Origin of the sequence: Micromonospora sp. NBS 11-29 (genome assembly GCF_002140155.1) — a bacterium.
In the GTDB taxonomy this organism is placed as follows: Bacteria; Actinomycetota; Actinomycetes; order Mycobacteriales; family Micromonosporaceae; genus Micromonospora.
Map to the genome: position 1 here is coordinate 52,405 of NZ_NAPR01000013.1, position 24,576 is coordinate 76,980.

Annotated in this window: 18 protein-coding genes; 13 read left to right on the plus strand and 5 right to left on the minus strand. The window is 72.7% G+C overall.

Annotation, left to right across the window (positions count from 1 at the left end; translation table 11 throughout):
- Positions 1-58 precede the first annotated feature (58 nt).
- The 3 genes from B1205_RS16580 (at position 59) to fgd (ending at position 4,131) form a co-directional block, all read left to right on the plus strand.
- The gene (locus B1205_RS16580; RefSeq protein ID WP_089156459.1) at positions 59-1,522 is read left to right on the plus strand and encodes an MFS transporter; all 1,464 of its coding nucleotides are present in this window, start codon (positions 59-61) and stop codon (positions 1,520-1,522) included.
- A gap of 104 nt (positions 1,523-1,626) precedes the next feature.
- Positions 1,627-3,099, plus strand: coding sequence for a multicopper oxidase family protein (locus B1205_RS16585; protein WP_217809839.1), 1,473 nt, complete (start codon positions 1,627-1,629; stop codon positions 3,097-3,099).
- Positions 3,100-3,114: 15 nt separating this feature from the next.
- Positions 3,115-4,131 (plus strand): glucose-6-phosphate dehydrogenase (coenzyme-F420), encoded by a 1,017-nt coding sequence (fgd, locus tag B1205_RS16590; protein ID WP_089156461.1) that lies wholly within the window; start codon positions 3,115-3,117, stop codon positions 4,129-4,131.
- Positions 4,132-4,194: 63 nt separating this feature from the next.
- Here fgd and glgB read toward each other — a convergent pair whose 3' ends face one another.
- The 3 genes from glgB to B1205_RS29820 all read right to left on the minus strand — a co-directional run bounded on the left by glgB (position 4,195) and on the right by B1205_RS29820 (position 8,371).
- A complete protein-coding gene (gene glgB / locus B1205_RS31690) occupies positions 4,195-5,997 on the minus strand; it encodes a 1,4-alpha-glucan branching protein GlgB (RefSeq protein ID WP_254910006.1) in 1,803 nt (600 codons plus the stop codon).
- Positions 5,994-7,952: an alpha-1,4-glucan--maltose-1-phosphate maltosyltransferase gene (locus tag B1205_RS31695; RefSeq protein ID WP_254910007.1), complete on the minus strand. Its 1,959-nt coding sequence runs from the start codon at positions 7,950-7,952 to the stop codon at positions 5,994-5,996. Before B1205_RS31695 ends, glgB begins: the two co-directional genes overlap by 4 nt.
- A gap of 248 nt (positions 7,953-8,200) precedes the next feature.
- Positions 8,201-8,371 (minus strand): hypothetical protein, encoded by a 171-nt coding sequence (locus B1205_RS29820; protein WP_176308652.1) that lies wholly within the window; start codon positions 8,369-8,371, stop codon positions 8,201-8,203.
- 229 nt (positions 8,372-8,600) lie between these two features.
- Between B1205_RS29820 and B1205_RS16605 the strand changes: the two genes are divergently transcribed.
- On the plus strand, positions 8,601-8,957 hold the full coding sequence (locus tag B1205_RS16605) for a hypothetical protein (RefSeq protein WP_089156463.1): 357 nt from the start codon (positions 8,601-8,603) through the stop codon (positions 8,955-8,957).
- A gap of 78 nt (positions 8,958-9,035) precedes the next feature.
- Positions 9,036-11,153 (plus strand): tetratricopeptide repeat protein, encoded by a 2,118-nt coding sequence (locus tag B1205_RS16610; RefSeq protein ID WP_176308653.1) that lies wholly within the window; start codon positions 9,036-9,038, stop codon positions 11,151-11,153.
- 338 nt (positions 11,154-11,491) lie between these two features.
- On the opposite strand, the gene B1205_RS16615 is transcribed toward B1205_RS16610, so the two are convergent.
- Positions 11,492-12,712 (minus strand): hypothetical protein, encoded by a 1,221-nt coding sequence (locus B1205_RS16615; RefSeq protein ID WP_089156465.1) that lies wholly within the window; start codon positions 12,710-12,712, stop codon positions 11,492-11,494.
- Between the two features lie 211 nt (positions 12,713-12,923).
- Here B1205_RS16615 and B1205_RS16620 point away from each other — a divergent pair, with 211 nt between their 5' ends.
- Complete coding sequence (locus B1205_RS16620) at positions 12,924-15,818, plus strand: AfsR/SARP family transcriptional regulator (RefSeq protein WP_089156466.1); 2,895 nt, start codon at positions 12,924-12,926, stop codon at positions 15,816-15,818.
- Between the two features lie 7 nt (positions 15,819-15,825).
- On the opposite strand, the gene galE is transcribed toward B1205_RS16620, so the two are convergent.
- Positions 15,826-16,848, minus strand: coding sequence for a UDP-glucose 4-epimerase GalE (gene galE, locus B1205_RS16625; RefSeq protein WP_089156467.1), 1,023 nt, complete (start codon positions 16,846-16,848; stop codon positions 15,826-15,828).
- A 201-nt stretch (positions 16,849-17,049) separates the two neighbouring features.
- Here galE and B1205_RS16630 point away from each other — a divergent pair, with 201 nt between their 5' ends.
- From B1205_RS16630 to B1205_RS16660, 7 genes are read left to right on the plus strand one after another with little or no spacing between them, the layout of a single operon-like run.
- Positions 17,050-18,222: an inositol-3-phosphate synthase gene (locus B1205_RS16630; protein WP_089156468.1), complete on the plus strand. Its 1,173-nt coding sequence runs from the start codon at positions 17,050-17,052 to the stop codon at positions 18,220-18,222.
- The gene (locus B1205_RS16635) at positions 18,204-19,145 is read left to right on the plus strand and encodes a hypothetical protein (protein WP_217809840.1); all 942 of its coding nucleotides are present in this window, start codon (positions 18,204-18,206) and stop codon (positions 19,143-19,145) included. The genes B1205_RS16630 and B1205_RS16635 overlap by 19 nt, the downstream gene beginning before the upstream one ends.
- Positions 19,142-20,284, plus strand: coding sequence for a class I SAM-dependent methyltransferase (locus B1205_RS16640; protein WP_089156469.1), 1,143 nt, complete (start codon positions 19,142-19,144; stop codon positions 20,282-20,284). The genes B1205_RS16635 and B1205_RS16640 overlap by 4 nt, the downstream gene beginning before the upstream one ends.
- A gap of 5 nt (positions 20,285-20,289) precedes the next feature.
- Positions 20,290-21,276 (plus strand): Gfo/Idh/MocA family protein, encoded by a 987-nt coding sequence (locus tag B1205_RS16645; RefSeq protein WP_089157048.1) that lies wholly within the window; start codon positions 20,290-20,292, stop codon positions 21,274-21,276.
- Position 21,277: 1 nt separating this feature from the next.
- A complete protein-coding gene (locus B1205_RS16650) occupies positions 21,278-22,105 on the plus strand; it encodes an MBL fold metallo-hydrolase (protein WP_089156470.1) in 828 nt (275 codons plus the stop codon).
- Complete coding sequence (locus B1205_RS16655) at positions 22,102-23,586, plus strand: YcaO-like family protein (protein WP_089156471.1); 1,485 nt, start codon at positions 22,102-22,104, stop codon at positions 23,584-23,586. The genes B1205_RS16650 and B1205_RS16655 overlap by 4 nt, the downstream gene beginning before the upstream one ends.
- Positions 23,583-24,452, plus strand: coding sequence for a sugar phosphate isomerase/epimerase family protein (locus B1205_RS16660; protein ID WP_089156472.1), 870 nt, complete (start codon positions 23,583-23,585; stop codon positions 24,450-24,452). The genes B1205_RS16655 and B1205_RS16660 overlap by 4 nt, the downstream gene beginning before the upstream one ends.
- Positions 24,453-24,576 lie beyond the last annotated feature (124 nt).

Genomic DNA, 24,576 nt, shown 5'->3' on the forward strand with positions numbered 1-24,576 from the left:
CGGCATGGATCCAAAAAGGCCTCCGCCCGATCTTCGGGCGGTTTGAAAAGGAGAGAAAGTGACCTCCGAAAGTAGTCTCAAGACCGCTGCCGCAGAGGCGGTTCCCGACCCCACGTCCAGGCGGAAGGTACTGGCGCTGATCGTCACCTGCGCGGTCATCTTCCTCGACTCGCTCGACACGTCCACGGTCGGCGTCGCCCTTCCCAGCATCCAGAGCGACCTCGGCCTGTCCGCTTCGTCGTTGCAGTGGCTGGTCTCGGGCTACGTGATCGCGTACGGAGGTTTCCTACTGCTCGGCGGCCGGGTCGCCGACCTGCTGGGACGGCGCCGTGTCTTCTTCGCCGGCACCGCGGTCTTCGTGGCGGCCAGCGTGCTCGGTGGTGCGGTCTCCTCCGAGGAACTCATCGTGGCCTCCCGGGTGATCAAGGGCATCTCGGCGGCGTTCACCGCGCCGGCGGCGTTCTCCATCATCACCACTACGTTCCGGGAGGGCCCGGAACGCAACAAGGCGCTCTCCGTCTACGGCGCCACGGCGGCGGTCGGCTACAGCGTCGGTCTGATCGCCTCCGGTCTGCTGACCTCCGTGAGTTGGCGACTGGTCTTCTTCGTACCCGGCATTCTCGCGGTCGGGGTGCTGCTGATCACGCCCGCAGCCGTCCGGCGCGACGTCACCACCGACCGCGCCGGCCGCTCGTTCGACTTCGGCGGCGCCGTGATCGCCACCTCGGCGTTGCTGCTGCTGGTGTACGCGCTCGTGCAGGCACCGCTGATCGGCTGGCGGGCACCGGCGACGCTGATCTCCCTGGTTCTCGCGGTCGTCCTCTTCGCCGCCTTCCTGCTGATCGAGAGCCGGCACCACGACCCGACGCTGCCGCTGACCATCCTCCGCTCACGCGGCCGGGCGTTCTGCTACGCGATCGCTCTCCTGCACGGTGCCGCCGCCATCGGTTGGCAGTTCGTCGCGGTCCTCTACCTGCAGCAGATCCTCGGTTACGGACCGTTCCGGACCTCGATCGCGGTGCTACCGATCGGTGTCACCATCTACCTGACCGCTCAATTCGTCACCAGCCGCCTGATCGGCCGGTTCGGCATCCGCGCGGTGTGCATCGCCGGCATGACCGTCCAGGCGGTGGCGCTCGGCCTCTACGCCTTCGTCGGCCTCGAAGACAACTACGTCGGGATCGTCCTGCCGGGCCTGATCCTGCACGGCCTCGCCTGCGGCGTGGTCTTCGCCTCGGTCAACGTCGGTGGCGTGGCCGGCGTCGCCGACCGCCAGCAGGGCGTGGCGGCCAGCCTGATCGTCGCCGCCTATGCGATCGGCACCGGTGTCGGTGTCGCGGTGATGGCGACGATCATCTCGGCTCTCGCCGAGACCGACGCCCGCGCTGACCTGCTCGACGCCTACCAGGCCGCCTTCGTGGTCGCCGCCCTGCTCGCCCTCCTCGGCGCCGTGTTCTCACTGTTCGGTCTTCCCTCCGAACGACGTGCGCCGCTCGTGTCGGAGGCCGTCACGGCCGGCTGACCGCCCGACGCCCCGCTTCCCGCGCTCGCGACACCCCCCCGTGGCGAGCGGCGGGAAGCGGGGCCACGACCACCCGACCGGCGGTCCTGGGAGGGAGACAGACCATGACGCGAATGCACGCCGAGGCGCGGACCGGTCGCCGTACCCTCCTCCTGGCCGGCGCGCTGGCGGGCCTGGCCGCCGCCTGTCGGGGGTCGCAGAGCGGAGCGGACACCGCGCCCACGGCCGATCGCTTCGTCACGGACCTGCGGATTCCGCCCCTCGCGGCTTCCACGATCGACTCCGACGGCGCACGCCGCTTCGCCCTTGCCCTACGCGACGACGGTCGCTCGTCGTTCCTGCCCGGTACCACGACCCCGACCTGGGGCGTCAACGGTGACTATCTCGGCCCCACCGTGCGGGTCCGGGTCGGTGAGCGGGTCCGGATGGCGGTGGCCAGCCGGCTGGCCGAGCGGACCACCCTGCACTGGCATGGCATGCTGCTCCCGGCGCGGATGGACGGCGGCCCGCACCAGCCCATCGAACCGGGCGCCACCTGGCTCCCGCAGTGGACGGTCCGGCAGCCGGCGGCGACGCTGTGGTACCACCCGCACGCCCACGGCTCGACCGCCATGCACGTCTACCGCGGCCTCGCCGGCCTGCTCGTCGTCGACGACCCGAACGGCCCGGAACTTCCCGGCCGCTACGGCATCGACGACATCCCGCTCATCCTTCAGGATCGCCGCTTCGACCCGGACGGCCGGTTCGCCGAGGCCGACGTCGACGACGGCACCTACGGTCTCCTCGGTGACACCATCCTGATCAACGGCACCGTCCGCCCGCGCCTGCGCCTGCGCGACCGGACGGTCCGGCTGCGCCTGCTCAATGCCGCCAACGCCCGGGTCTTCCACCCCGGCTTCGCCGACGGCCGCCCGTTCCAGGTGGTCGGCACGGACGCCGGTCTTCTCGACCGCCCGGTGACCACCACCCGGGTGCGCATGAGTCCGGGGGAGCGGGTGGAGATCGTGGTGTCCCTCGCCGCCCGCGAGCGAGTGGTGCTCGACAGCCGTGGCCCCGACCATGCCAGTGACCCGGAACGCGGTCACTTCCCCCTGCTCCAGCTCGAAGTGCGGCCCGACGCGGCCGATCCGGTCGCCCTGCCCGACCGCCTGGCGGTCGGCTCGCCGCAGCCCTACCGCGCCGGCCCGCTGCGCCGCTTCCGGCTCGACGCGCTGGAGATCAACGGGCGGCGTGGGGACCCGGCCCGGATCGACGAGGTCGTCGTGGCCGGGGCACACGAGACCTGGGAGATCTCGAACGGACGGTACGCGCACAGCCTGCACATCCACGGCGCCCACTTCCGGCTCCTCGATGCCACCGGCGCGGACGCCGGACTCAAGGACACCGTCTTCGTACCACCCGGAGCGACACTGCGGCTGGCGGTCCGCTTCGGTACGGACATCGATCCCGCCACGCCGTACATGTACCACTGCCACCTCCTGCGGCACGAGGACGGCGGCATGAGCGGACAGTTCGTCGTCGTCGCCCCCGGCACCGAGAACGAGGTACCTCGCTCGCTGCGGGGGCACCACCATTGAGCCTGGAGGCAGAACATGGCCACACCGCCCGTGCGATTCGGCTACAAGGCGTCAGCGGAGCAGTTCGGCCCGCGTGACCTGCTCAGGTTCGCCGTCCTTGCCGAGGACGTGGGGTTCGACTCGGTCTTCGTCAGTGATCATTTGCAGCCGTGGCGGCATGACGGCGGGCACGCGCCGGCGGCTCTGCCCTGGCTCGGCGCGCTCGCCGTCAGCACCGAACGGATCGTCATCGGCACCAGCGTGCTCACCCCGACCTTCCGACACCACCCGGCTTCCATCGCGCAGGCGTTCGCCACCCTGGGCTGCCTGGCGCCGGGCCGGGTGATCCTGGGTGTGGGGTCGGGTGAGTCGTTGAACGAGGTGGCCCTCGGTGTGGAGTGGCCCGCCGGCCGGGACCGCCTGGCCCGGCTCCGGGAGGCGGTCGCTCTAATCCGTCGGCTGTGGAGCGAGGATCGGGTGACCGCCGACGGCACCTACTTCACCACGCGCAATGTCACGATCTACGACCGGCCGGAACGACCCGTACCGATCTATGTGGGTGCCTCCGGCCCGGTTGCGACCCGCTTCGCCGGTCGTTCCGCGGACGGCTTCATCACCACCAGCGGCAAGGGTCGCGACCTCTACACCGAGACGCTGCTGCCGGCCGTCACCGAAGGCGCCACCGCGGCCGGCCGCAACCCCCACGATCTCGACCTGATGATTGAGGTCAAGGTGTCGTTCGATCCCGACCTCCGACGCGCGACGGACGACACCCGGTTCTGGGGCGCGCTGGCGCTCACCCCCGAGGAGAAGGTCGGCGTCGAAGATCCCATCGAGATGCAGCGGCGGGCGGACAACCTTCCGATCACCCAGGCGGCCTCGCGGTGGATCGTCTCCTCCGACCCCGAGGAGCACGCCGAGCGAGTCGCGGAATACCTGGACATGGGCTTCCGGCACCTGGTGTTCCACGCACCGGGTCCCGACCAGGAAGGCTTCCTGCGCCGGTACAGCGAAGACGTCCTGCCGCGGCTGCGCAAGCGCATCGAAGGGTGAAATGGGGTACGAAAAGGCCCGGAGCCAGCGGGCTCCGGGCCTTGTCTGCATCCCGGTGGAGGTCTACCCGGGGCGCAGCCAGATGACGCCCAGCGGCGGCACCCGCAGGACGGCGGACACGGCCAGGCCGTGCCACGGGACGTCCTCGGTGCGTACCTCGCCGAGATTGCCGACGCCGGACCCGCCGTAGACGTCGGCGTCGGTGTTCAACATCTCCTCCCAGCGCCCGGCGCGGGGAAACCCCAGCCGGTAGTCGAGGGGCTCGTCGCCGAAGTTGGCGACACAGACGACCGTGCCGCCGTCCGGCGCGATCCGGACGAATGCGATCACCTCGGTGGTGAGGTCGTCGTCGACGATCCACCGGAACCCGGCGGGGGCGTCGTCCTGCGCCCACAACGCCGGGTTGCGCCGGTACACCCTGTTCAGGTCGGTGACGAGCCGGTGTAGTCCGGCCCGCGCCGGCTCCCGCCGGAGCGACCAGTCGAGCCCGTGCTGCTCCGACCATTCCCGGTCGTCGCCGAGTTCCGCGCCCATGAACAGCAGTTTCTTGCCCGGATGCGCCCACATGCAGGCCAGCAGCGCACGGGTGTTCGCCATCCGCCGCCACGCGTCGCCGGGCATCTTGCCGACGAGCGATCCCTTGCCGTGGACCACCTCGTCGTGGCTGATCGGCAGCAGGTACCTCTCGCTCCAGGCGTACGTCAGCGGGAGCGTGAGCAGGTGATGGTGTTGCCGGCGGTGGGCCGGCTCCCGTGCGAGGTAGCCGAGTGTGTCGTGCATCCAGCCCATGTTCCACTTGAGGTCGAAGCCGAGCCCGCCCTCGTCGACGGCCGCGGTGACGCCGGGGAACGCGGTGGACTCCTCGGCCATGAGCAGCACACCCGGGCATGCCCCGTGCACCCGCGTGGTGAGTTCCCGCAGGAGCGACACCGCGTCGAGGTCGTGGTTGCCGCCGTACCGGTTGGGCAGCCACTCGCCGTCGCGCCGGGAGTAGTCCAGGTAGAGCATCGAGGCGACCGCGTCGACGCGGAGCCCGTCGGCGTGGAACTCCTCGCACCAGTAGAGCGCACTGTTCACTAGGAAGTTCCGCACCTCGGCGCGGCCGTGGTCGAAGACGTACGTGCCCCAGTCGGGGTGCTCGCCACGCCAGCCGCCGTTCTCGTACAGCGGTGTGCCGTCGAAGCGAGCCAGCGCCCAGTCGTCGCGGGGGAAGTGGGCCGGCACCCAGTCGAGGATCACGCCGATCCCGGCGCGGTGCAGCTTGTCGATCAGGAACCGCAGATCGTCCGGTGCTCCCCACCGTGAGGTCGGGGCGTAGTAGCCGGTGACCTGGTATCCCCACGACCCACCGAACGGATGTTCCATCACCGGCAGGAACTCCACATGCGTGAATCCGGTGTCCAGCACGTACGTCACCAGGTCGTCGGCGAGGTCCCGGTAGCGGAGACCGGGTCGCCAGGAGCCCAGGTGCACCTCGTAGACGCTCATGGGTTCCCGATGCGGATGCCGCGTGGCCCGCCGCGCCATCCACTCCCCGTCGCCCCACTCGTAGGTCGAGCGATGGACGATCGAGCTGGTGAGCGGTGGTTCCTCCGCGTGCCGCGCCATCGGGTCGGCCTTGTCCCGCCAGTGCCCGTCGGCGCCGAGGATCCGGAACTTGTAGCGGGCGCCCTCGGAGACGGCGGGGACGAAGACCTCCCACACGCCGCCGATCGGCCGCATCGCCAGCCCGTCGGCCGAGCCCTCGGTGAAGTCCCCGATCACCCGGACCTCACGGGCGTTGGGCGCCCAGACCGCGAACGACACACCGTCGTCGGTCACCTGCGCGCCGAGCGCGGTCCACAGCCGATCGCCCGTGGTCGTCACCGGTCGAGCCGTTCGACGGTGAAGACCTGTGCCGGGTCGAGGAACGGATCGATCCGTACCGCGTTGCCGGTCGCACCCCAGACATGGTGGGCCCCGCCGAGCAGGTCGTGCAGTCGCAGTCGATCGTCGGGCTCTAGGCCGAGCGCCGGCATGTCCAGGTTCACCGTCGCCCACTGCACCGTGCCCGGGTCGAACGAGCAGACCACCAGCACCGTGTTCGTCGACTCCGGGTCCGTCTTGGACCAGACCAGAACCTGCGGGTTGTCGCAATCGTGGAAACGCAGGTTGCGCAGCCAGTGCAGGGCCGGGTTCCGGCGCCGGATCTCGTTGAGCCGGGTGAGGAAACCCGACAGCGACCGCCCCTCGGCCTCCGCCAGTTCCCAGTCCCGGGGCCGCAGTTCGAACTTCTCGCTGTCGACGTACTCTTGGGCGCCCGGGCGCGGTTCGTGCTCGAAGAGTTCGTACCCGGCGTAGATCCCCCAGGACGGCGACAGCAGGCTCGCCAGGACCGCACGGATCTTGAACATCGGCGGCCCGGCGAACTGGAGCGACTCGGGCAAAATGTCCGGCGTGGTCGGCCAGAAGTTCGGCGTCATGTAGTGGGCGGCGGCGATCAGCTCCTCGCAGTAGGCGCGCATCTCCGCCGGCGTCGTGCGCCAGGTGAAGTAGGTGTACGACTGGGTGAATCCGATCTTCGCCAGGCCGTGCATCACCGCCGGCCGGGTGAACGCCTCGGCCAGGAAGATCACCTCTGGGGATTCCTTCTTCACCTCGCTGATCAGCCAGTGCCAGAAGTCGAGCGGCTTGGTGTGCGGGTTGTCCACCCGGAACGTGCGGATCCCCGCATCCACCCAGTGCCGCACCACACGCAGGATCTCGGCCCGGAGCCCCGCCGGGTCGTCGTCGAAGTTGAGCGGATAGATGTCCTGGTACTTCTTCGGTGGGTTTTCGGCGTACGCGATCGTCCCGTCGGCCCGGTGGGTGAACCACTCCGGATGCTCGGTGACCCACGGATGATCCGGTGAGCATTGCAGCGCCAGGTCCATCGCCACCTCGATACCCAACGCGTTCGCCGTCGCCACGAAGTCCCGGAAGTCCTGCGCCGTGCCCAGCTCCGGATGGATCGCGTCGTGCCCGCCATCGGCGGCACCGATCGCCCACGGCGAACCGACGTCGTGCGGGCCGGCGACCAGCGAATTGTTCGGCCCCTTGCGATGCGTCCGTCCGATCGGGTGGATCGGCGGTAGGTAGAGCACGTCGAAACCCATGTCGGCGACGGCGGGCAGCCGCTTGCTAGCCGTCTGGAACGTCCCACTCCGTTGCGGCAGCACCGCGCCCTCGGACCGGGGAAAGAACTCGTACCACGCGCTGAACAACGCCTGACGCCGGTCGACCCGGACCCGGTACGTGTCCGACGGGGTGACCAGCCGCCGCACCGGTTCCCGCCACATCAGATCCGCCAGCGCCAGCGCCGGCGAGAGTCGCTCCCCGACGGGCAGCGCGTCGTCCCGCAGCGCCGCCACGGCGGCGCGGACCAGCGCCGACTCGGAGGCCCGCCCGCGCGGCGCGGCGCCAGCCAGCAGGGTCGCGCCCTCGGCCAGATCGTTAACCAGCTCGGCGTCGCCCTGCCCCGCCTCGACCTTCTTCAGCACCGCGTCGCGCCAGGTCAGGTAGGGATCGTCGAACGCCTCCACCCGGAAGGTCCATTCACCGATCGCGTCCGCTTGGACGACCGCCTGCCACCGGTCCAGCCCGGTGCCCTCCGGTTGCATCCGGGTACGCGCCCGTTCCATGCCGTCGGGCCCGTGCCAGAGCACCTGTACGCCGAGCGCGTGGTGTCCCTCGCGGTACGCCACGACGGACACGGGCACCCGCTCCCCGACGACGGCCTTCGACGGGTGACGTCCCTCCGCCACCACCGGAAAGCCAACCTCAATCGATATGCGTCCAGTCACGAATCCAACGCTATGCGTGATCCGGTCGGCACCCGCTGGGCTGGACCGAACCGGCGTCCACTCGGGCAACTCGGCGATACTCCGGCAGGTCGCCGGATCGCGCCGGTGGCTACGAAGGGCCTTCCGACCGGCCTTTCTGCTCCTGGTCGCGGCAGCGGCGGTGACCCGCCCTGGGCAAGAGCGTGCGCCGCCGGCCAGGGCCGACGGCGCACGCGTAACGGGTGGAGGAGCCGTGCGTTGGACGATCGTCAGGCGACCCATTTGACCCAGGTGCTGATCCACACGGCAGCGTCCTCCCAACCCGCCACGCAGGACGTGACCGTCGTCAGCGCGGCTTCGGCGAGGAATCCCAGGGAGTGCGCGGGCAGTGCGGAGAGGAGGTCGATGGTGACCTGGAGGAGCGAGCTGAGATTGAGCACGCCGCAGGTTAGCGGAGGCGATCATGACGAGACGAACAGGGCTCACATTGTGGGACCTATCCGTCATGCAGGTTTTCATGGTTAGGTCTGATGACAAAGAGTGATGGTGGGGATTCTGGCGGATCCGTGCCGACTGCGGAGGTCGTCTACCGGTTGCCTCCGGGCGTTAGGCTCGCAGTAGCGGCAATGCGAAGCGTCTATGTGAGTCGTGGTTCGTGGGAGGCCGTGCATGGAGGATCAGATCGTCCTTGCTGTCGCGACCGCATTGGCGACCAAGGGCGCGGAGGCGCTCGGTTCGCTGTTCGATCTGGTCCGCGGTCGGTTCGGAGCGGGAACGCGAGAATCCGTGGCGCTCGACGCCGCGATGGCACACCCGCAGGAGCGTCGGCGGCATGCCGCGCTCGCCTCGGCTCTGGCCGACGTGATGGCTCGGGATCCGGACTTCGCCGCTGCCCTCGACGACGAGTGGCGCAGGCTGGCTGGGGCGGGCGTCGTCGCGGTCCAGGGCCAGGTGGTGAACCACTTCAGCGGGACGGCCGGGAAGGTCGTGCAGGCGCGTGACGTGCAGGGGGACATCATCTTCTAGGTCCGGCCGGGTCGGATGCGCGGCGGGCGGGTGGGGGCGCGGCGATTGGGAACGGATTCCGGCGAAACCGAGCGAGCGGTGCCGTCCGGCACCTCGAACGAGCAGTCCGGGAACGTGTCCGGGCTGAGCGTCCAGGCCGGTGTCATCCACGGCGGGGTGCATTTCGGCGGCGCTCCGGTCGACCGTCCTCCGGTTCCCCGGCAGCTACCGGCGCCGTCACCGAACTTCACCAACCGGACGCGGGAACTGTCCGCACTGGACGGCCATCTCGCCGAGCGCGGAAACCTCGTCGCCGTTCTGTTCGGGCCGGGCGGCGTGGGAAAGTCGGCGTTGGCGAGGCAGTGGGCGCACGGCCGGCTCGATCGGTTCGTGGACGGACAGCTCTACGCCGACCTGCGCGGGTTCAGCGGCGCCGAGCCGCTGGATCCGGGCGTGGTGCTGTCCGGCTTTCTCCGGGCCCTGGGGGTGGCCCCGGGCCGGATTCCCCCGAACCTGGCCGAACAGGTGGCTCTCTACCGCACGGTGACCGCCGGCAGGTCCCTGCTGGTGGTCCTCGACGACGCGTTCTCGGCGGCTCAGGTCAGGACGCTGCTGCCGGCGTCGACGTCGGCGGTGGTCGTGGTGACCAGCCGTCGACGCCTGACCGGGTTGCTGCCCGACGGCGCCCGCCTGGTCGAGGTGGGGCCGTTGCTGGCTGCGGAAGCGGTGGAGTTGTTGGAGCGGGCCGTCGGCCGGGAGCGGATTCTCCGCGAGTCCGTGCCGGCCGAGGAGCTGGCGGGGATCTGCGGCGGTCTGCCCATCGCGCTCGTCGTGGCGGCGGCACGGCTGGCCTCCCGGCCCAAGTTGACAGTTCGGCGGATGGTCGCCGAACTGGCCGACGAGGCGCAGCGGCTGACCCGACTCTCGGCGGTGGACGGTTTGTCGATCAGGGCGACGTTCCAGTTCTCGTACCAGGCCCTGACGCCGGAGGCGTCGGCGTTGTACCGGAGGCTGGCCCTGCACCCGGGGGCGGAGTTCGGCCTGGACCTGATCGGGGCGGTGGCCGGAGCGGGTCGGGCCGACGGGGCCCGGGTGGGCGCCGTGGTGGGGGAGTTGCTGGACGCGAACCTGTTGGAGGAGGTGGCCGAGGATCGGTTTCGCTACCACGATCTGCTCCGGCTGTACGCGCGTGAGCTGTCGGAGCAGCACGATCCGCCCGACGACCGACAGGCGGCGGTGCGCACGATGCTGGAGTTCTACCTCGCCGCCGCTCGACGGGCCGACCTGGTGGTGACCCCCTACCGGCGGCGGCTGCCGTACGTCTTTCGACAGGCCCTGGACGGGCCACCCGAGTTCGCCGACCGGGCTGCCGCCCTCGATTGGTTGGACCGGGAGCGGGCCAACCTGCTGGAGGCCGGCCGGGTGGCCTTCGACCTGGGCCTGCACGAGTTGGCCTGGCAACTCAGTGACGTGGCCTGGCCACTTCTGCTGCACAAGAAGGGCCAGGAGCGGCTGGAGATCGACGAGCGTGGTGTGCGGGCCGCGCGGGCCTGGGGAAACGTGTGGGCCGAGGCGGACATGCTCAAACGGCTGAGCCGGGCGTACAGCCGGGTCGGCAACCCTGAGGCGGCCGAGCGGCACGGCCGGGCGGCGGTCGACCGGTATCGGCAGGCGGGTGACGCCCAGGGCGAAATCGACGCCGAGGAGGGGTTGGCCACCCTCTACGCCGACACCGGTCGGGAGGCACAGGCCGTGGAGGCGTACACCCGGGTCCTCGCCGGACGGCGGGCCCTGCCGGACGTCCGGAGCGTGGGCCTGTCCTGCCTGAACCTGGCTATGCTCCGGACCCGGACCGGCCGGCCGGCCGACGCGCTACCCCTGCTGGTGGAGGCCCGGCAGATCTTCGCCGGGCTGTCCGAGGTGGACCCCTACAACGCCGCCCGGGTGCTGATCGGCCTGGCCGACGCACACCTCGCCCTCGGCGACCTGGGCGCCGCCGAGGAGTCCGCCACCGAGGCCGTACGCCGGCTGGCCGAACTCGGAGCGGTCAGCGAACGGGCAGAGGCGGTCTACCTGCTCGGTCGCATCGCCCAGCGGCGCGGCGACGACGAGGCCGCACGACGGCACTATCGGGAGGCCGCCGCCGTCTTCGCCGCACTCGCCGCGCCCCGACTGCCCGAGGTGCTCCGTCGGCTCGACGAGGTGGGCGGGCAGTAGCACGTCCCCGCCGGTGGACCGGGGGGACAGGGTGCCGGTGACCCACCGCCGATGGAGCAGCCGAGCCGCGATGGTGAGCAGCCCGATCGTCAGCCGGCCGGGTGCGGCCAACCGGCCGAGGCAGAGCGGCGGGGCATCGCGTACCCCGACGGCGACGGTCCCCGACGGGGTGCCGACCACGGCGAGGGCCAGCCCGGGGTACGCCGTCAGCAGGCCCGTACCGACCTCGGTCGGGTCGCCGCGGTCGACGATGGTCACCACGACGTCGGCCAACCGGGCCGAGCGGGGCGCCGGGCGGCAGGCCGACAGCACCACGACGACGGGTTCGGCCGGCGCGTTCACGCCGACTCCTCCGACGGCTGGGGCCGAGGCACCGGCACGGGTCCCGTCTGCCGGTGCCGGCCGGGTTCGGTCAGCCGGAGCAGGCGGTACATGGTGCGGCGCAACAGCATCCCGGCGTCTCCCGGGCGGCCGGTCAGCGCGGCCATCACCGCCTGTCGGTCGACCCCGGTGGCCGGGTGGAGCTGGGGTCGAATCGGCCGGCGTGGGTCCAGGCGCGGGGCGCTCGTGGCCAGTAGGTGCTGGGCCGTGCCGGCGGCGGGCAGCGACCGCAGCGCGGGTAGCAGCAGGGTCGGACGTCCGATGGCGGCGGCGTACGCGGTGACGGAGCCGTGGTCGCCGATGACGTGGTCGGCGGCGATCACCGGGCCTCGCCAGTCCTCGGTCGGGTCGGGCAGCAGCAGCCCGACGTCGAGGCAGTCCCGGAGCCAGGCTCGGATCTGACGGTGTCCGTGCGCGTCCCAGACCGCCGGGTGCAGCAGGGCGGCGATCCGGTACCGGTTCGGCGGGAGTTGCGTCATCAACTGCGGGAGCAGGTCGGGCCAACGTCCGAAGACACCGTCGCGCCCCCAGGTGGAGGAGACCACGACGAGTTCCTGCCGCTCGCCCAGCCCCAGGCTTCGCCGGTAGTCCCGACGCCGGGGGAGGCTGGCGATGAGCCGATCGGCGCAGGGGTCACCGACGACCACGGCGGCCTCGACCGCCTCCGGGCACTGCCGGCGCAGCACCTCCAACTCGTGGTCGTGGGAGAGGGCGAGGGCCGTCGGGAGGACCCGCCCGCCATGGGTCAGTCGCTGCGCGTCCAGGCCGTACACCGGCGGGTCCGCGAGCACCGGTCCGCCGTACGGCCCGGGTCGTACCCGTTTGCCGCGCCCCGCTCCGTGTGCCATCAGGAGCAGGGGCGCGTGCAGTTGGTGGAGCCCGCCGTGGGCGGCGGCGAGACCGAGGTCGAACCGTTCCCGGACGGCCTGGTGCCAGGGGAGGACGAGCGCGCCCAGCCGGTCGAGGAAGCGCCCCACCTGATGGTTGAAGACGTCCGGCGCGACCGTGAAGACCAACTGCACCCGCGGGTCGCTCTCGACGTACTCGATCACGTCCAGGAGCCGCTGGCAGCTCGTGACGGTGTGCGCCACGACGAGCGCGGTCCGGCAGTCCGACCGGCTCACCCAGCGTTCGGCGTCGATGCCGACGGGTGTGGATGACCATTCCGGCGACGTCATTGGTGTCCCTCCAGCTTTCGATGTCGAGGGGATCCAGCGTCGGGGAGTCGCTTGCGGATCAGCTTGCCGGGCGCCTTGCAGCGGGCTTGCAACGGACTGGGAAGTGGAATGTCTGATTTTTGATTCTGCGGAGAATTGTTTGAGGCACGTGGCCGCCGGAAGAAAGAATGAATAGGCAGATGTCGATCACGAATGGGTGGGGGCGGCACTGATGGAGTTCACGATTCTGGGTCCCACGAAGCTCATGATCGAGGGGCGGTCGATGCCGTTGGGGGCGGCAAAGCAGCGCGGCCTGCTCGCCGTCCTTCTCTATCACGTCGGCAATCCGGTGCGGGTGGAGACGATCGTGGAGTTTCTGTGGCAGGACTCGGCTGTCGATGCTCGTCGCCCGCTGCTCTATCCGCTGGCCAGCCGCCTGCGGGCCGCTCTGCGGGCGGTCGAATTGCAGGATGCCCTGATCCGGGTGCCCGGCTCCGACGCCTACCGCCTGACCGTCGATCCTGATCTGGTCGACTACCACCGTTTCCTGCGGTTGACCGCCGAGGCGCGGCAGGCGGTCGAGCGGAATCAGCATGACCGGTGCGTCGCGCTGCTCACCAGTGCGGACGAGCTGTGGCGGGGCGATCCGCTCGCGGACCTGCGCGGTGCGCGGTGCGAACACCTTCGACGGGATATGCGAGAAAAGCAATTCCGTGCAATGAAACTGCTGGCGGAAAGCGAGTTGGCCACCGGCCACCACGACCGGGTGCTGACCCGGCTGGAACCGTTGCTGATGGACAACCCGCTCGACGAGGGTCTGGCCAGGCTGTGGATCACCGCACTGCACGCGGCAGGTCGCAGCTACGACGCGCGGGACTTCCTGGCCGTGTACCGCCGCCGCTACCGCCGGACGATGCGCGCCGAGCCGGTGCTGGACATCGCGGATCTCCTGCCCACCGCGTCCGCCCGGGACCTCCTCGCCGCAGGGGACGCGGCGGCGCCGGTGCCCCGGCAGTTGCCGAACGACGTACCCGACCACACCGGGCACCGCGGGCTGCTGGACGAGTTGGACGCCCTCGCCGCCGGCGAGGGCACCTCGAAGGTGGTGGTACTGACCGGGATGCCCGGGGTGGGCAAGACCACCCTCGCCGGGCACTGGGGGCGTCAGCGGCAGGGGTGGTTCCCCGACGGGCAGCTCTACCTCAACGCGGAGGCGCACGGTCCGGCGCCGCCGGTGGGCGCGCAGGAGGCGCTGCACCGTTTCCTGGTCGCCCTCGGAGTCCCGGCGGACCGGGTGCCCCCCGACCCCCATCGACGCGTCGAGCTGTACCACCGGCTGATGGACGGGCGGCGGATGCTCGTGGTGCTGGACAACGTCGTCGACTCCGACCAGGCGCAGCAGCTCCTGCCCCGCTCCGACACCAGCCTCACGGTCGTGATCAGCCGCAATCGGCTCCGCGGGTTGAGTGTCCGACACGGCATCCGCAGCCTCACCGTCGCACCCCTGTCGCACCTCGAACGACACCACATGCTCGGCCGGATCATCGGACCCGACCGCACCGACGCGGAGCCCGCGGCTCTGGAGACGCTGGCCCGGCTGTCGGGCGGGCTGCCGCTCGCGTTACGGGTCATCGGCGAACACGTCGCCTCCCGGCCCCAGGCACGGCTCGGCGACCTGGCGGACGAACTCACCGGCCGGCTGCTCGACATCGAGAGCGACGACACCGACGAGATGACCCTGCGGACCGTCTTCGCCTGGTCGGTCAACGCGCTCACCCCGATGCCCGCCCGGCTCTTCCTGCGCCTCGGCCTCTTTCCGGGTGGCACCATCGGGGCCGAGGCCGCGGCGGCGATGCTGGCGGTGGACGTCGCCGTGGCCGAGCGGGCCCTCGACCGACTCGCCCGCGCCCACCTGGTCAACCACGACACCGTCCGGCGGTATCGGATGCATGACCTGCTGCGCCGGTACGCCGCCGACCGGGCCCGGGCGGAGCAGCCCGCCGAGCAGCGACGAGCGGCCCTGCGCCGGCTGTTGGACTGGTACCTGCTCACCGCCGTCAACGCGGTCACCGCTTTGGAGCCGGACCGCACACCCGCGCCCGATCTGCCCGCACCGGGTGCGGTGACCCCGCTGACCTTCGCGTCGGACGGCGCCGCCCTGCGATGGTGCGAGACGGAACGGACCAACGTGCTCGCCCTGGTCCGCGCCGCGGCGGCGGAGGGTTTCCACCGACACGCCTGGCAGACCGTCGACACGGTCCACGAGGTCTTCGACCGCTCCGGCAGCCAGGAGGACGTGCGGGAGATGTTGCGCGTCGCCCTCGACGCCGCGACTGCCGACGGCCACGAACCGGGCCGGGTGGGCACCCTGGTCAACCTCGGGGCGACCTACTTCACCGCCCACGACTACCACCGGGCCGGCAGCCTGTTCGCCGAGGCGCTTCGTCTCGCCGAGGAGAACGGCGTCGCCGAGTTGCGGACGGTCTGCCGGCACAACCTCGCCTCCGTGCACCTGCGGACCGGGGCGACCACCACCGCCATCGAGACCTTCCAGCAGGTCCTGACCGACTGCCGCGCGGCCGGGGACGCGACCGGTGAGGCGTACACGCTCTACCACCTCGGCGACGCCCACCGCCAGCTCGGCCGGTACGACCAGGCCCGTCTGCTCTATCAGCAGGCCCTCGCCGTCTGGGACCGGATCGGCTCGCTACGGGGCCGGAGCCTCACCCACGTCCGGCTCGCCGAACTCAGCCTCGACGCGGGCCAGCCCGCGACCGCACTCGACCTCGGTCGCGTCGCTCTCGACCTGCACGATCGGGTCACCGACGACACGATCCGGTGCGACGCCCGCACCATCACGGCCGAGGCTCACCTCCGCCTCGGGCTGCACCGTGACGCGCTGGCCGACGCCACCCTCGCCCGGGTGATCGGCGACGAGTTGGCCGACCCGCTACGCCAGGCGCGTGCCCTCGCCGTACTGGCGGAGGCCCTGCACGCGGTGGGGGACCACGACAATGCTCTCCGTCGGGGCCGGGAAGCCCTCGACCTGCTCGACGACACCGACGACCCGCAGCGACAGGCCGTTCGGGAGCGGCTCTTGGCGCACCACGTCCACCAGGATCGCTGAGCGGCGCTCAGGACGTGGCCAGCGGCGCGGCGAGGTCGGGCAGCAGCCGTTCCCGCCGGCGGAACCAGGCCAGGGAGTCGGCGATGCCCGTGGGCAGGTCCCGCTCCGCGCGCCAGCCCAGCAGGTCCCGGGCGAGGCGACTGCGGGTGTACGCCCCGACGCAGTCGCCCGGCCGACGCGGCGCCTCCGCCACCTCCACGGGTGGGTCGACCAAGGCGTTGAACGCCGCGATCAGCTCCAGGACGGTGGTGCCGGTACCGGTACCGAGGTTGATCGCGGTGTGTCCGGCCCCGCTGGCGGGGAAGAGTCCGTCGAAGCGTTCCAGGGCCCGCAGGTGGGCGCTGGCGAGGTCCCAGACGTGGACGTAGTCGCGCAGCCCGGAGCCGTCGCGGGTGGGCCAGTCCAGACCGGCGACGGGGAACGGCTCGCCGGTGCGGTGCGCGTGGATGAGCCGGCCGAGGGCATGGGAGGGCGCGGCGAGCTGAAGCCCGGTCCGCAGGGCCGGATCGGCGCCGATCGGGTTGAAGTAGCGCAGCGACAGGACGTTCAACGGGCTGCTCGCCGCGATGTCGGCCAGCATCCGCTCCACCACGAGCTTCGTGTGCGCGTACGGATTGGCCGCGCCCAGGGGTGACGTCTCGTCGACCGCGAGGTGCGGGCCCGGCTGGTAGATCGACGCCGACGAGCTGTAGATCAGGCGACGCACGCCGTGGACGAGCAGCCGGTCGACGAACTCCACCGTCGCGGCCACGTTCGCGCGGTAGTAGTCGACCGGCCGGGCCACCGAGTCGGGCACGACGGTCAGGGCCGCGCAGTGCACCACGGCCTCGATGTCCGGATGACGGCGCAGCACGTCGTCGACCAGGGCGGCATCGGCGATGTCGCCCTCGTGGAAGATCCGGCCGTAACAGAACTCCCGACGACCGGTGACCAGGTTGTCGACCACCACGGGCGTGTGGCCGGCGTCGAGCAGGCGGGAGGCGACGGTGCTGCCGATGAAACCCGCGCCACCTGCGATGAGCACCTTCACGATCAGCCCTCCCCCGCAAGGCGTACCGCCGGTGCGGCGTCCGCACCCACCTGCATCCTGCCCACCGGCGGGGGCCCGCAGCGGGCGTTCGCGACAGCCCGCGTACTCCGGTCGATCGGCACCGACCTGCGGGAATGCCTGCCCCGTTCGTGGGTATGCGGCCGCCCTGGTTCGGGCGTCCGGGCGGACACGGGAGGAAGCATGGCGGAGCAACGCATCGGGGTCGCGGTGGTGGGACTGGGTGGTGCGGTGGCCACCACGGCGGTCGCCGGGGTGGAACTGCTGCGGTTGGGCATGCGCGACACGTCGGGGCTGCCACTGGCCCACCGCACCGACCTGGTGCCGTACGAGTCGTTGGTCTTCGGTGGGTGGGACCTGGCCCCCGACGACCTGGCCAAGGCCGCGCACGTGCACCGGGTGGTGGAACCGGCCCAGCTGGACACCGTCGCCGGGCCGTTGCAGGCGATCCGGCCCTGGCCCGCGGTGTCCGACCCGGCCTGGTGCCGCAACGCGACCGGCGCCAACGTGGTGCCGGTGGGGCCGCTGCGGGAACGCGTCGCGCACCTCCGCGAGGATCTGCGCCGGTTCCGCACGGAGCAGGCGCTGGAGCGGGTGGTGGTGGTCAACCTCGCCTCCACCGAGGCGCGACCCGACCCCGCCGCGCCGGTGCTGGCCCGGTTGGCCGCGTTCGAGGAGGGGTTGGACCGGGACGACCCGACGATCACACCGGGTCTGCTCTACGCGTACGCGGCGATCCGGGAGGGCTGCCCGTACGTGAACTTCACCCCGAGCCTCGGCGCCGACGTGCCCGCGCTGGTCGAGCTGGCGGAACGGGAGCGCGTGCCGGTCGCCGGCAAGGACGGCAAGACCGGCCAGACGTTGCTCAAGACGGTGCTGGCGCCGGCGTTCCGGTCCCGGGCGCTGGTCGTCGAGGGCTGGTACTCCACGAACATCCTGGGCAACCGGGACGGGCAGATCCTGGACGACCCGTCGTCGCTGGCCAGCAAGCTGGACACCAAGGGTTCCGTGCTCGACGACATCCTCGGGTATCCGGTGGACGACCATGTGGTGCGCATCGACTACTACCGGCCGCGCGGTGACGCCAAGGAGGCGTGGGACAACATCGACCTGATCGGCTTCCTGGGTCAGCGGATGCAGGTGAAGGTCGACTTCCTGTGTCGGGACTCGATCCTCGCCGCGCCGCTGGTGATCGAGCTGGTGCGGCTGATCGTCGAGGCGGCCCGCCGGGGCGAGGGTGGGCCGCAGGAGCAACTCGGCTACTTCTTCAAGGCGCCGCAGACCCGCGGCGGTGTCGCGGAGCACGCTCTGCACGCCCAGGAGCGGACCCTGCTGCGGTGGCTGGACGCCGCGTGACGACCACGCTGGCGGCGCCGCCGGCCCGCCGGCTGGCGGCGGTGGCACCCGCGTTCCGGCAGATCGGCGACCTGAAACGGGTCCGGGTGGCGCACGCCGACGGCTCCGCCGCCGAACGGGCCTTCGTCCGGGCGTGGGCGGCGTTGGCGGCCGGCGCGGACCCGGCGACGGTGGCGGCCCGGGAATGCGCCGCGGCCGTGGCCGGTGCGCGGCTCGCCGGCGTGGACGCCGCCACGCTCATCGCCTGCGGCCTGTCCGCGCCGCAGGCGGAGACGGTCCTCGCCCAAGCGGTCGCGGAACTGGCCGACGCGCTGCATCCCGACACGGTCGGCCGGCTGCGCGACGCGCTCCCCGCGCTGGTGACCGACCGTACGCTGGCCGGCGGTGTGCCGCCGTTCGTGTCCGCCCTGTGCCGTCAGCCCCGCGCCGGCGCCACCGCGCCGGGGCGGCCGCGGCTGATGGTGGAGCCCGCCGAGAACCACGCGGAGCACTGCTGGGCGGTCGCCGTCTACGCCGCGCTGCTCGCCGACGACGTCGGCGCGGACCCCGGGCCGGCGTTCCTGCTCGGCCTGGCCCACCACCTGCACAACGCCCGGCTGCCCGACGCCGGTTTCGCCGGCGAGCTGCTGCTCGGCGCGCACCTCGACCCGATAGTCGACGGGCTCACCGAGGCCGAACTCGCCACCCTGCCCGCTCCGCTCGCGGTCCGGGTCCGCGCGGCGCTGGCCGGTCGGGCCGACGCGGACACCCCGCTCGGCGCCGCGTTCCACGCCGCCGACGTGCTGGACCGGGTGCTCCAGGCCCACCATCACGCCCGGGCGGCGGCCTTCACCGTCGACCAGGCCCTGGGCGACCTCGAACTGGTGCACGACGGGCCGGTCGCCGGGTACCACCGGACCGTGCTGCGGGCGGCGGGGCTGTGACCACCGTCGGCACCCCGGTGGCCGGCTCCCGGTGGCTCGGCCCGGACGGCAGCGGCCTGCGGGCCGACACCCCGCACACCCTCACCGACGGGGTACGCCGTTGGCCCGTCGTCGACGGCATCCCGTGGCTGCGCCCCGGGCGCGACGGGCTGCGCGAGGCCACCGTGGCGGCCCTGGACGCCGGTGACCCGCGCGGCGCGGCGGTGCTGCTGCTCGCCGACGCCGACGACTGGTGGGACGACGAACCGCCCCCGCCGCACCGGCTGCGGACCGCGCTGGCGGCGGAAACCCTGACCGAGGCCGTCGACCTGCTCGGTCTCGGCCGGGTCGGCACCTACTTCCGGCACCGCTGGTCCGATCCGAGCTGGCTGGCCACGCTGGCGCTCACCGCCGCCCACCCGCCGGCCGGTCGGGCGGTGGTGGACCTGGCCTGCGGCACCGGGCATCTGCTGCGGCACCTGGCCCTGCACGGGCACACCGACCTCACCGGCCTCGACGTGGTCTTCGCCAAGCTGTGGCTGGCCCGCCGTTTCGTGCTGCCCGTCGGCGCGCCGGTCACACTGGTCTGCGCCGACCTAACCGCCGGTTGGCCGCTGCCGCCCGCCGCCGCCCCGCGCCACGTCGCCTGCCACGACGCGCTGTACTTCCTCCCCGACAAGGCCGCCTTCGTGGCCGCCGCGGCAGCCACCGCCGGGCCACGGGGAGCGGTGCTGCTCGGGCACCTGCACAACGCCGCGCACCCCGCCGGCCGGGCCGGACTGCCGTTGCCGGCGGACGAGTGGGCGGCGCTGCTGCCGGGCGCGCAGGCGTACACCGAGGAGGAACTGACCGCCGCGACGGTCGACGGCCGCCTTCCGGTGCCGGCCACCGGGGCGGCGCTGGCCGCCACGGAGGCGCTCGGGCTCGCCCGCGACGAGGCCGCTGCGGTGGCCGATCCGGCGCTGCTGCTGCCCGCGGCCGGCGTGCCGGTACGCCGCAACCCGCTCTACGCCGACGGCGAGCGCGCCTGGCCGGACGACCACTGGGCGGCCGAGTACGGCGGCCGGGCGGCGGCGTACCTGCCGCCGCGGTGGCCCGTCGCGCCCGGACCGGACGCGGTGCGTCGCCGGCTCCTGATCGACCTGCCCGAGCGGTGGTGACGGGCGTGGACGAGCCGGTGCGATGGGGTGTGGTGGGCTGCGGCTGGGTGGCCCGGGACCACGTCGCGCCGGCGATCCGGGCCGCCGGCGCCCGCCTCGTGGCGGCCTGCGACCGGGACCCGGCGGCGGCCGCCGCCCTGCGGCCGGAGACGCCGCCCACCACGGACCTCGACGCCCTCCTGGACCGGCCCGACGTCGAGGCGGTGTACGTCGCCACGCCCACCGACAGCCACACCGACGTGGTCGCCGCGGTCGCCAAGGCGGGCGTGCCGGTGCTCTGCGAGAAGCCGCTCGCGGCGACCGTGGCCGAAGCCCGCCGGCTCGTCGCCGCCGCCGGCGGCACCCTCGCCGGCACCGCCTTCGACCAACGGTTCCACCCCGCGCACCGGCTCATCGCCGACCTCGTCGCCAGCGGTGACCTGGGCACCGTCACGGCGGTACGCATCACCTACGGCTGCTGGCTGCCCCGGGACTGGACCCCGGACGGCCGCCCGCACGACAACTGGCGGGTCGACCCGGCCCGCTCCGGCGGCGGCGCGCTGGCCGACCTCGCCCCGCACGGCGTGGACCTGGTCGGTGCGCTGCTCGGCGACGACCTGACCACCCTCACCGTGCTCACCCAGCGACGGGTGCACCCCTATCCGGTCGACGACGGGGCGGTGCTGGCCGGCGCCACGGCCGGCGGGGTCCTCCTGTCGGCGCACGTCAGCTTCAACACCGCCGACCGGCTGCCCCGCCGACGCCTGGAAGTGGTGGGCACCCGCGCGCAACTGGTGGCCGTGGACACCATGGGGCAGACCGCCGGCGGCGTGCTCCGGCGGCTGGACGCGCCCACCGGAGCCGTCTCCGAGCTGCCCTTCGATGCCCACACCAGCCCGTTCACCGCGCAGGTCCGGGCGTTCGGCGCGGCGGTGCGCGGCGCCGACTGGCCCTGGCCGCTGACCCGGGACCTGCGCCTGCACGAGCTGCTGCACACCGCCGGAGGTACCTGACATGGCGCTGCGACCGTACGCGTGCGACAACTGCGGGCACTGGCAACGCTGGTTCGCCCCGCCACCGGGCTGCCCCGTCTGCACCGACGTGCGCAACGCCCTGCCGGACGAGGGCTGGTCGTTCCACCCGGTCGACGAGGTGGCGGCCGGTCGGGTGGCCCGCTGGACCGAGGTCGCCCCCGGGGTGACCGGCTACCGGTGCGAACCGCAGCTCGGGCTGGGCAGCACCGGCTGGGTCATCGAGACCGACGCCGGCCTGGTCGGCTGGGAGGCCGCCGGCTGGTACCCGCCGGCCGCGCTGGCTGACCTGCGCCGTCGCGGCGGCCTGGTCGCGCTCGGCGCGAGCCACGTGCACGGGTACGGCGCGCTCTGGCAGTTGCAGGACGAACTGGCCCCGCCGGTGCTCGCCGTCGGCGTCGACGACCTCGTCTGGACCAAGGCGTTCCGGGTGACGTGGCCCACCGACGACCGGCACGAGCTGGCCCCCGGCCTGGTCATGTACCGCAGCGGGGGCCACTTCCCCGGCCACAGCGTGCTGTACGACACCCGGCGGGGCATCCTCTTCGTCGGCGACCTGATCAAGGTGGACCTGGCGGGCACCACGCCGGTCGGGCTCTCCTGCCACAAGGCCTACCACGCGCAGGTCCCGCTGTCGCACGCCGAGCTGCGCCAGGCCCGCGAGCTGGTCGAAACGCTCGACTTCGAGGCGGTCGCCACCCCGTTCGAATACGCGGCCCCGGTCCACCAGAAGCAGGTGCTGGCCCTGTTCGACCGGCAGCTACGCGGGCAGCCGGTGGCCGGCCCGATCCCCATCGAGGAGCTGACATGACCCGAGCGCTGCGACCCGCCACCGACACGGTCACCGCCGCGTCCGTCGCCGACCAGCTCGCCGCCGCCCTGCCACCGGGCGAGGTCGGCGACTTCGACGTCAGCGCGGTGGACCGGCTCGGCATGCCGGTCGTCACCGCCGACCACCTCGGCGCCGGCTGGCCCCGGGCGGTGGCCTTCGGCTACGGACCGACCGTCGAGCAGGCCCGCACCGGCGCGTACGGGGAACTGGCGGAGGAACTGCTGCTGCACCGGCACCTGCGCGGCGTCGTTCCCCGCCGGGCCTCCTACGCCCAGCTACGGCGCGAGCTCGGGCCGGACGGTGTGGTCGATCCCCGGACGCTGGTGCTGACCGCCGGCACGACCGTCGACGACGACCAGCCGCGGTCCTGGCTGCCCGCGCTGCGCTGGCGCACCGGCGGGACCGTCCTCGTGCCGGCCGAGTTCTGCGCCTCGTCCGGCGATGACCTGCCCTGGCAGGACCCGGCGGAGCGGCTGATCACGGTGATCACCAACGGCTCCGGCGCAGGGGACACCGTCGAGCGGGCGGTCGCGCACGGCCTGCTGGAACTGCTGCAACGCGACGGCAACACCACCGCGTTCCGGGCCATGGACCGAGGCGTGGTGCTCGACCTGGACGAGGTGCGCGACCCGGTGAGCCGGGCGACGCTGGCGCGGCTGCACAGCGCCGGCATCGAGGTGCTGCCCAAACTCGCCGCCACCGACTTCGGGCTGGTCGACGTGCACGTCGTCGGGGTGGACCGCGAGCCGGGGACACCGCCGCTGGCGGTGACCGCGTGCGGCGAGGCCGCCCACCCGGACCGGGAGGTCGCGCTGCGCAAGGCGCTACTGGAGTACGTCTCCTCCCGCGCCCGCAAGGTCTTCTCCCACGGCCCGCTCGACGCGCTGGAGCCGGTCGCGCCGCAGGCCTACTGGCGGCGGGAGTTCGCCCGGCCCCTGGCACCGCAGGAGCCGCACGCGCTGCGGGCGATGCGCGAGTGGACCCGGCTCGGCGGCACCGAACTGCGCGAGCTGCTGGCGCCGGTGGTGCTGGCCGAGCGGACCCGGGTGCCGTTCTCCGCGCTGCCCACCGTCGCGCCGGGCGCACTGGACGATCCCGCCGCGCTGCTGGCGGATCTGCTGCGCCGGCTCGCCGACTTCGACGTCCTCGTCGTCGTGGCACCCGGCGAGGGGGCGGTCGCGGCGAAGGTGATCGTGCCGGGGCTGGAGGCCGAGACGATGTCGTACGGCCGGATCGGCGCGCGCGGCGTGCTCCGGCTCGTCGAGCGGGACTCGCCGCTGGTGGGCTTCGGGCCGCCACCGCGCGAGGGCGCCGCCGAGGTCGTGTTGGACGCGGCCGGCCGGGAGCGGCTCGGCGGCGACGCCTGGCTCGACCTCGCCGGGGTGGCCCGTACCGTCGGGCGGCTCTACCCGCTGTACCGGGAACCGGCCCGGCACGCCGTCGCCCGGAGCGCCCGATGAACCTGCGGTACGCCTACAACACCAACGGCATGACCTCGCACCGCCTCGACGACGCCCTCGCGCTGCTCGCCGACACCGGCTACGACGGGGTGGCGCTCACCCTCGACGTGGCGCACCACGACCCGTACGCCCCGGATCTCGCCGGCCGCACCGCGCGGCTCGCCCGCCGGCTCGCCGGGCTCGGCCTGGACAGCGTCGTGGAGACCGGCGCCCGGTTCCTGCTGGACGCCCGCCGCAAGCACCATCCCACCCTGGTCTCCCCGGACGGGACGGACCGCGCCCGGCGGCGCGACTTCCTGCGCACCTGCGTCGACGTGGCGGCCGACCTGGGCAGCGAAGCGGTTGCGTTCTGGGCTGGCGTGCCCGAGCCCGGCACGGACCGGCGGCGCTGCTGGGGCTGGCTCGTCGACGGCGTCCGCGAGGTGGTCGAGTACGCGACCGGGCGGGGCGTGCGCTGCGCGTTCGAACCCGAACCGGGCATGCTGGTCGACGACTGCGACGACTGGGCCCGCCTCGCCGCCCAGGTACCCGGCCTGACCCTGGCCCTGGACACCGGACACTGCCTGGTGTCCGGCCGGTACCCACCGGCGGCGGCGGTGCGGGCCTTCGGGCCGGTGCTCGGCGCCTGCGCCGTCGAGGACATGCCCCGCGGCCGGCACGAGCACCGCGCGCCCGGCGAGGGCGACATGGACCTTCCAGCGGTGCTCGGCGCGCTCGTCGAGACCGGCTACCCCGGGCTGGTCAGCCTGGAGTTGTCCCGCGACTCGCACCGGGCCGACACGCTGGTGCCGGCCGCGCTGGCCGCGCTGCGGGCCGCCGAGCACCGACATCGCGATCCGGCGCACCTGGAGGTGAGCGTGACGTGAGGATCTGCTTCGTCTCGCGCCGCTACTGGCCGGCCGTCTCCGGCATGAGCGCGTACGCGGAAAACCTGCTCCGGCACCTGGTGCGAGCCGGCCACGACGTCACGCTCGTGTCGCAGTACCGGGG

Bases quoted from the DNA above. Each gene is read 5' to 3' on its own strand.
- B1205_RS16585 (WP_217809839.1), top strand. From the start codon at position 1,627: ATGACGCGAATGCACGCCGAGGCGCGGACCGGTCGCCGTACCCTCCTC.
- fgd (WP_089156461.1), top strand. From the start codon at position 3,115: ATGGCCACACCGCCCGTGCGATTCGGCTACAAGGCGTCAGCGGAGCAG.
- B1205_RS16605 (WP_089156463.1), top strand. From the start codon at position 8,601: ATGGAGGATCAGATCGTCCTTGCTGTCGCGACCGCATTGGCGACCAAG.
- B1205_RS16615 (WP_089156465.1), bottom strand. From the start codon at position 12,712: ATGACGTCGCCGGAATGGTCATCCACACCCGTCGGCATCGACGCCGAA.
- B1205_RS16620 (WP_089156466.1), top strand. From the start codon at position 12,924: ATGGAGTTCACGATTCTGGGTCCCACGAAGCTCATGATCGAGGGGCGG.
- B1205_RS16630 (WP_089156468.1), top strand. From the start codon at position 17,050: ATGGCGGAGCAACGCATCGGGGTCGCGGTGGTGGGACTGGGTGGTGCG.
- B1205_RS16650 (WP_089156470.1), top strand. From the start codon at position 21,278: ATGGCGCTGCGACCGTACGCGTGCGACAACTGCGGGCACTGGCAACGC.
- B1205_RS16655 (WP_089156471.1), top strand. From the start codon at position 22,102: ATGACCCGAGCGCTGCGACCCGCCACCGACACGGTCACCGCCGCGTCC.
- B1205_RS16660 (WP_089156472.1), top strand. From the start codon at position 23,583: ATGAACCTGCGGTACGCCTACAACACCAACGGCATGACCTCGCACCGC.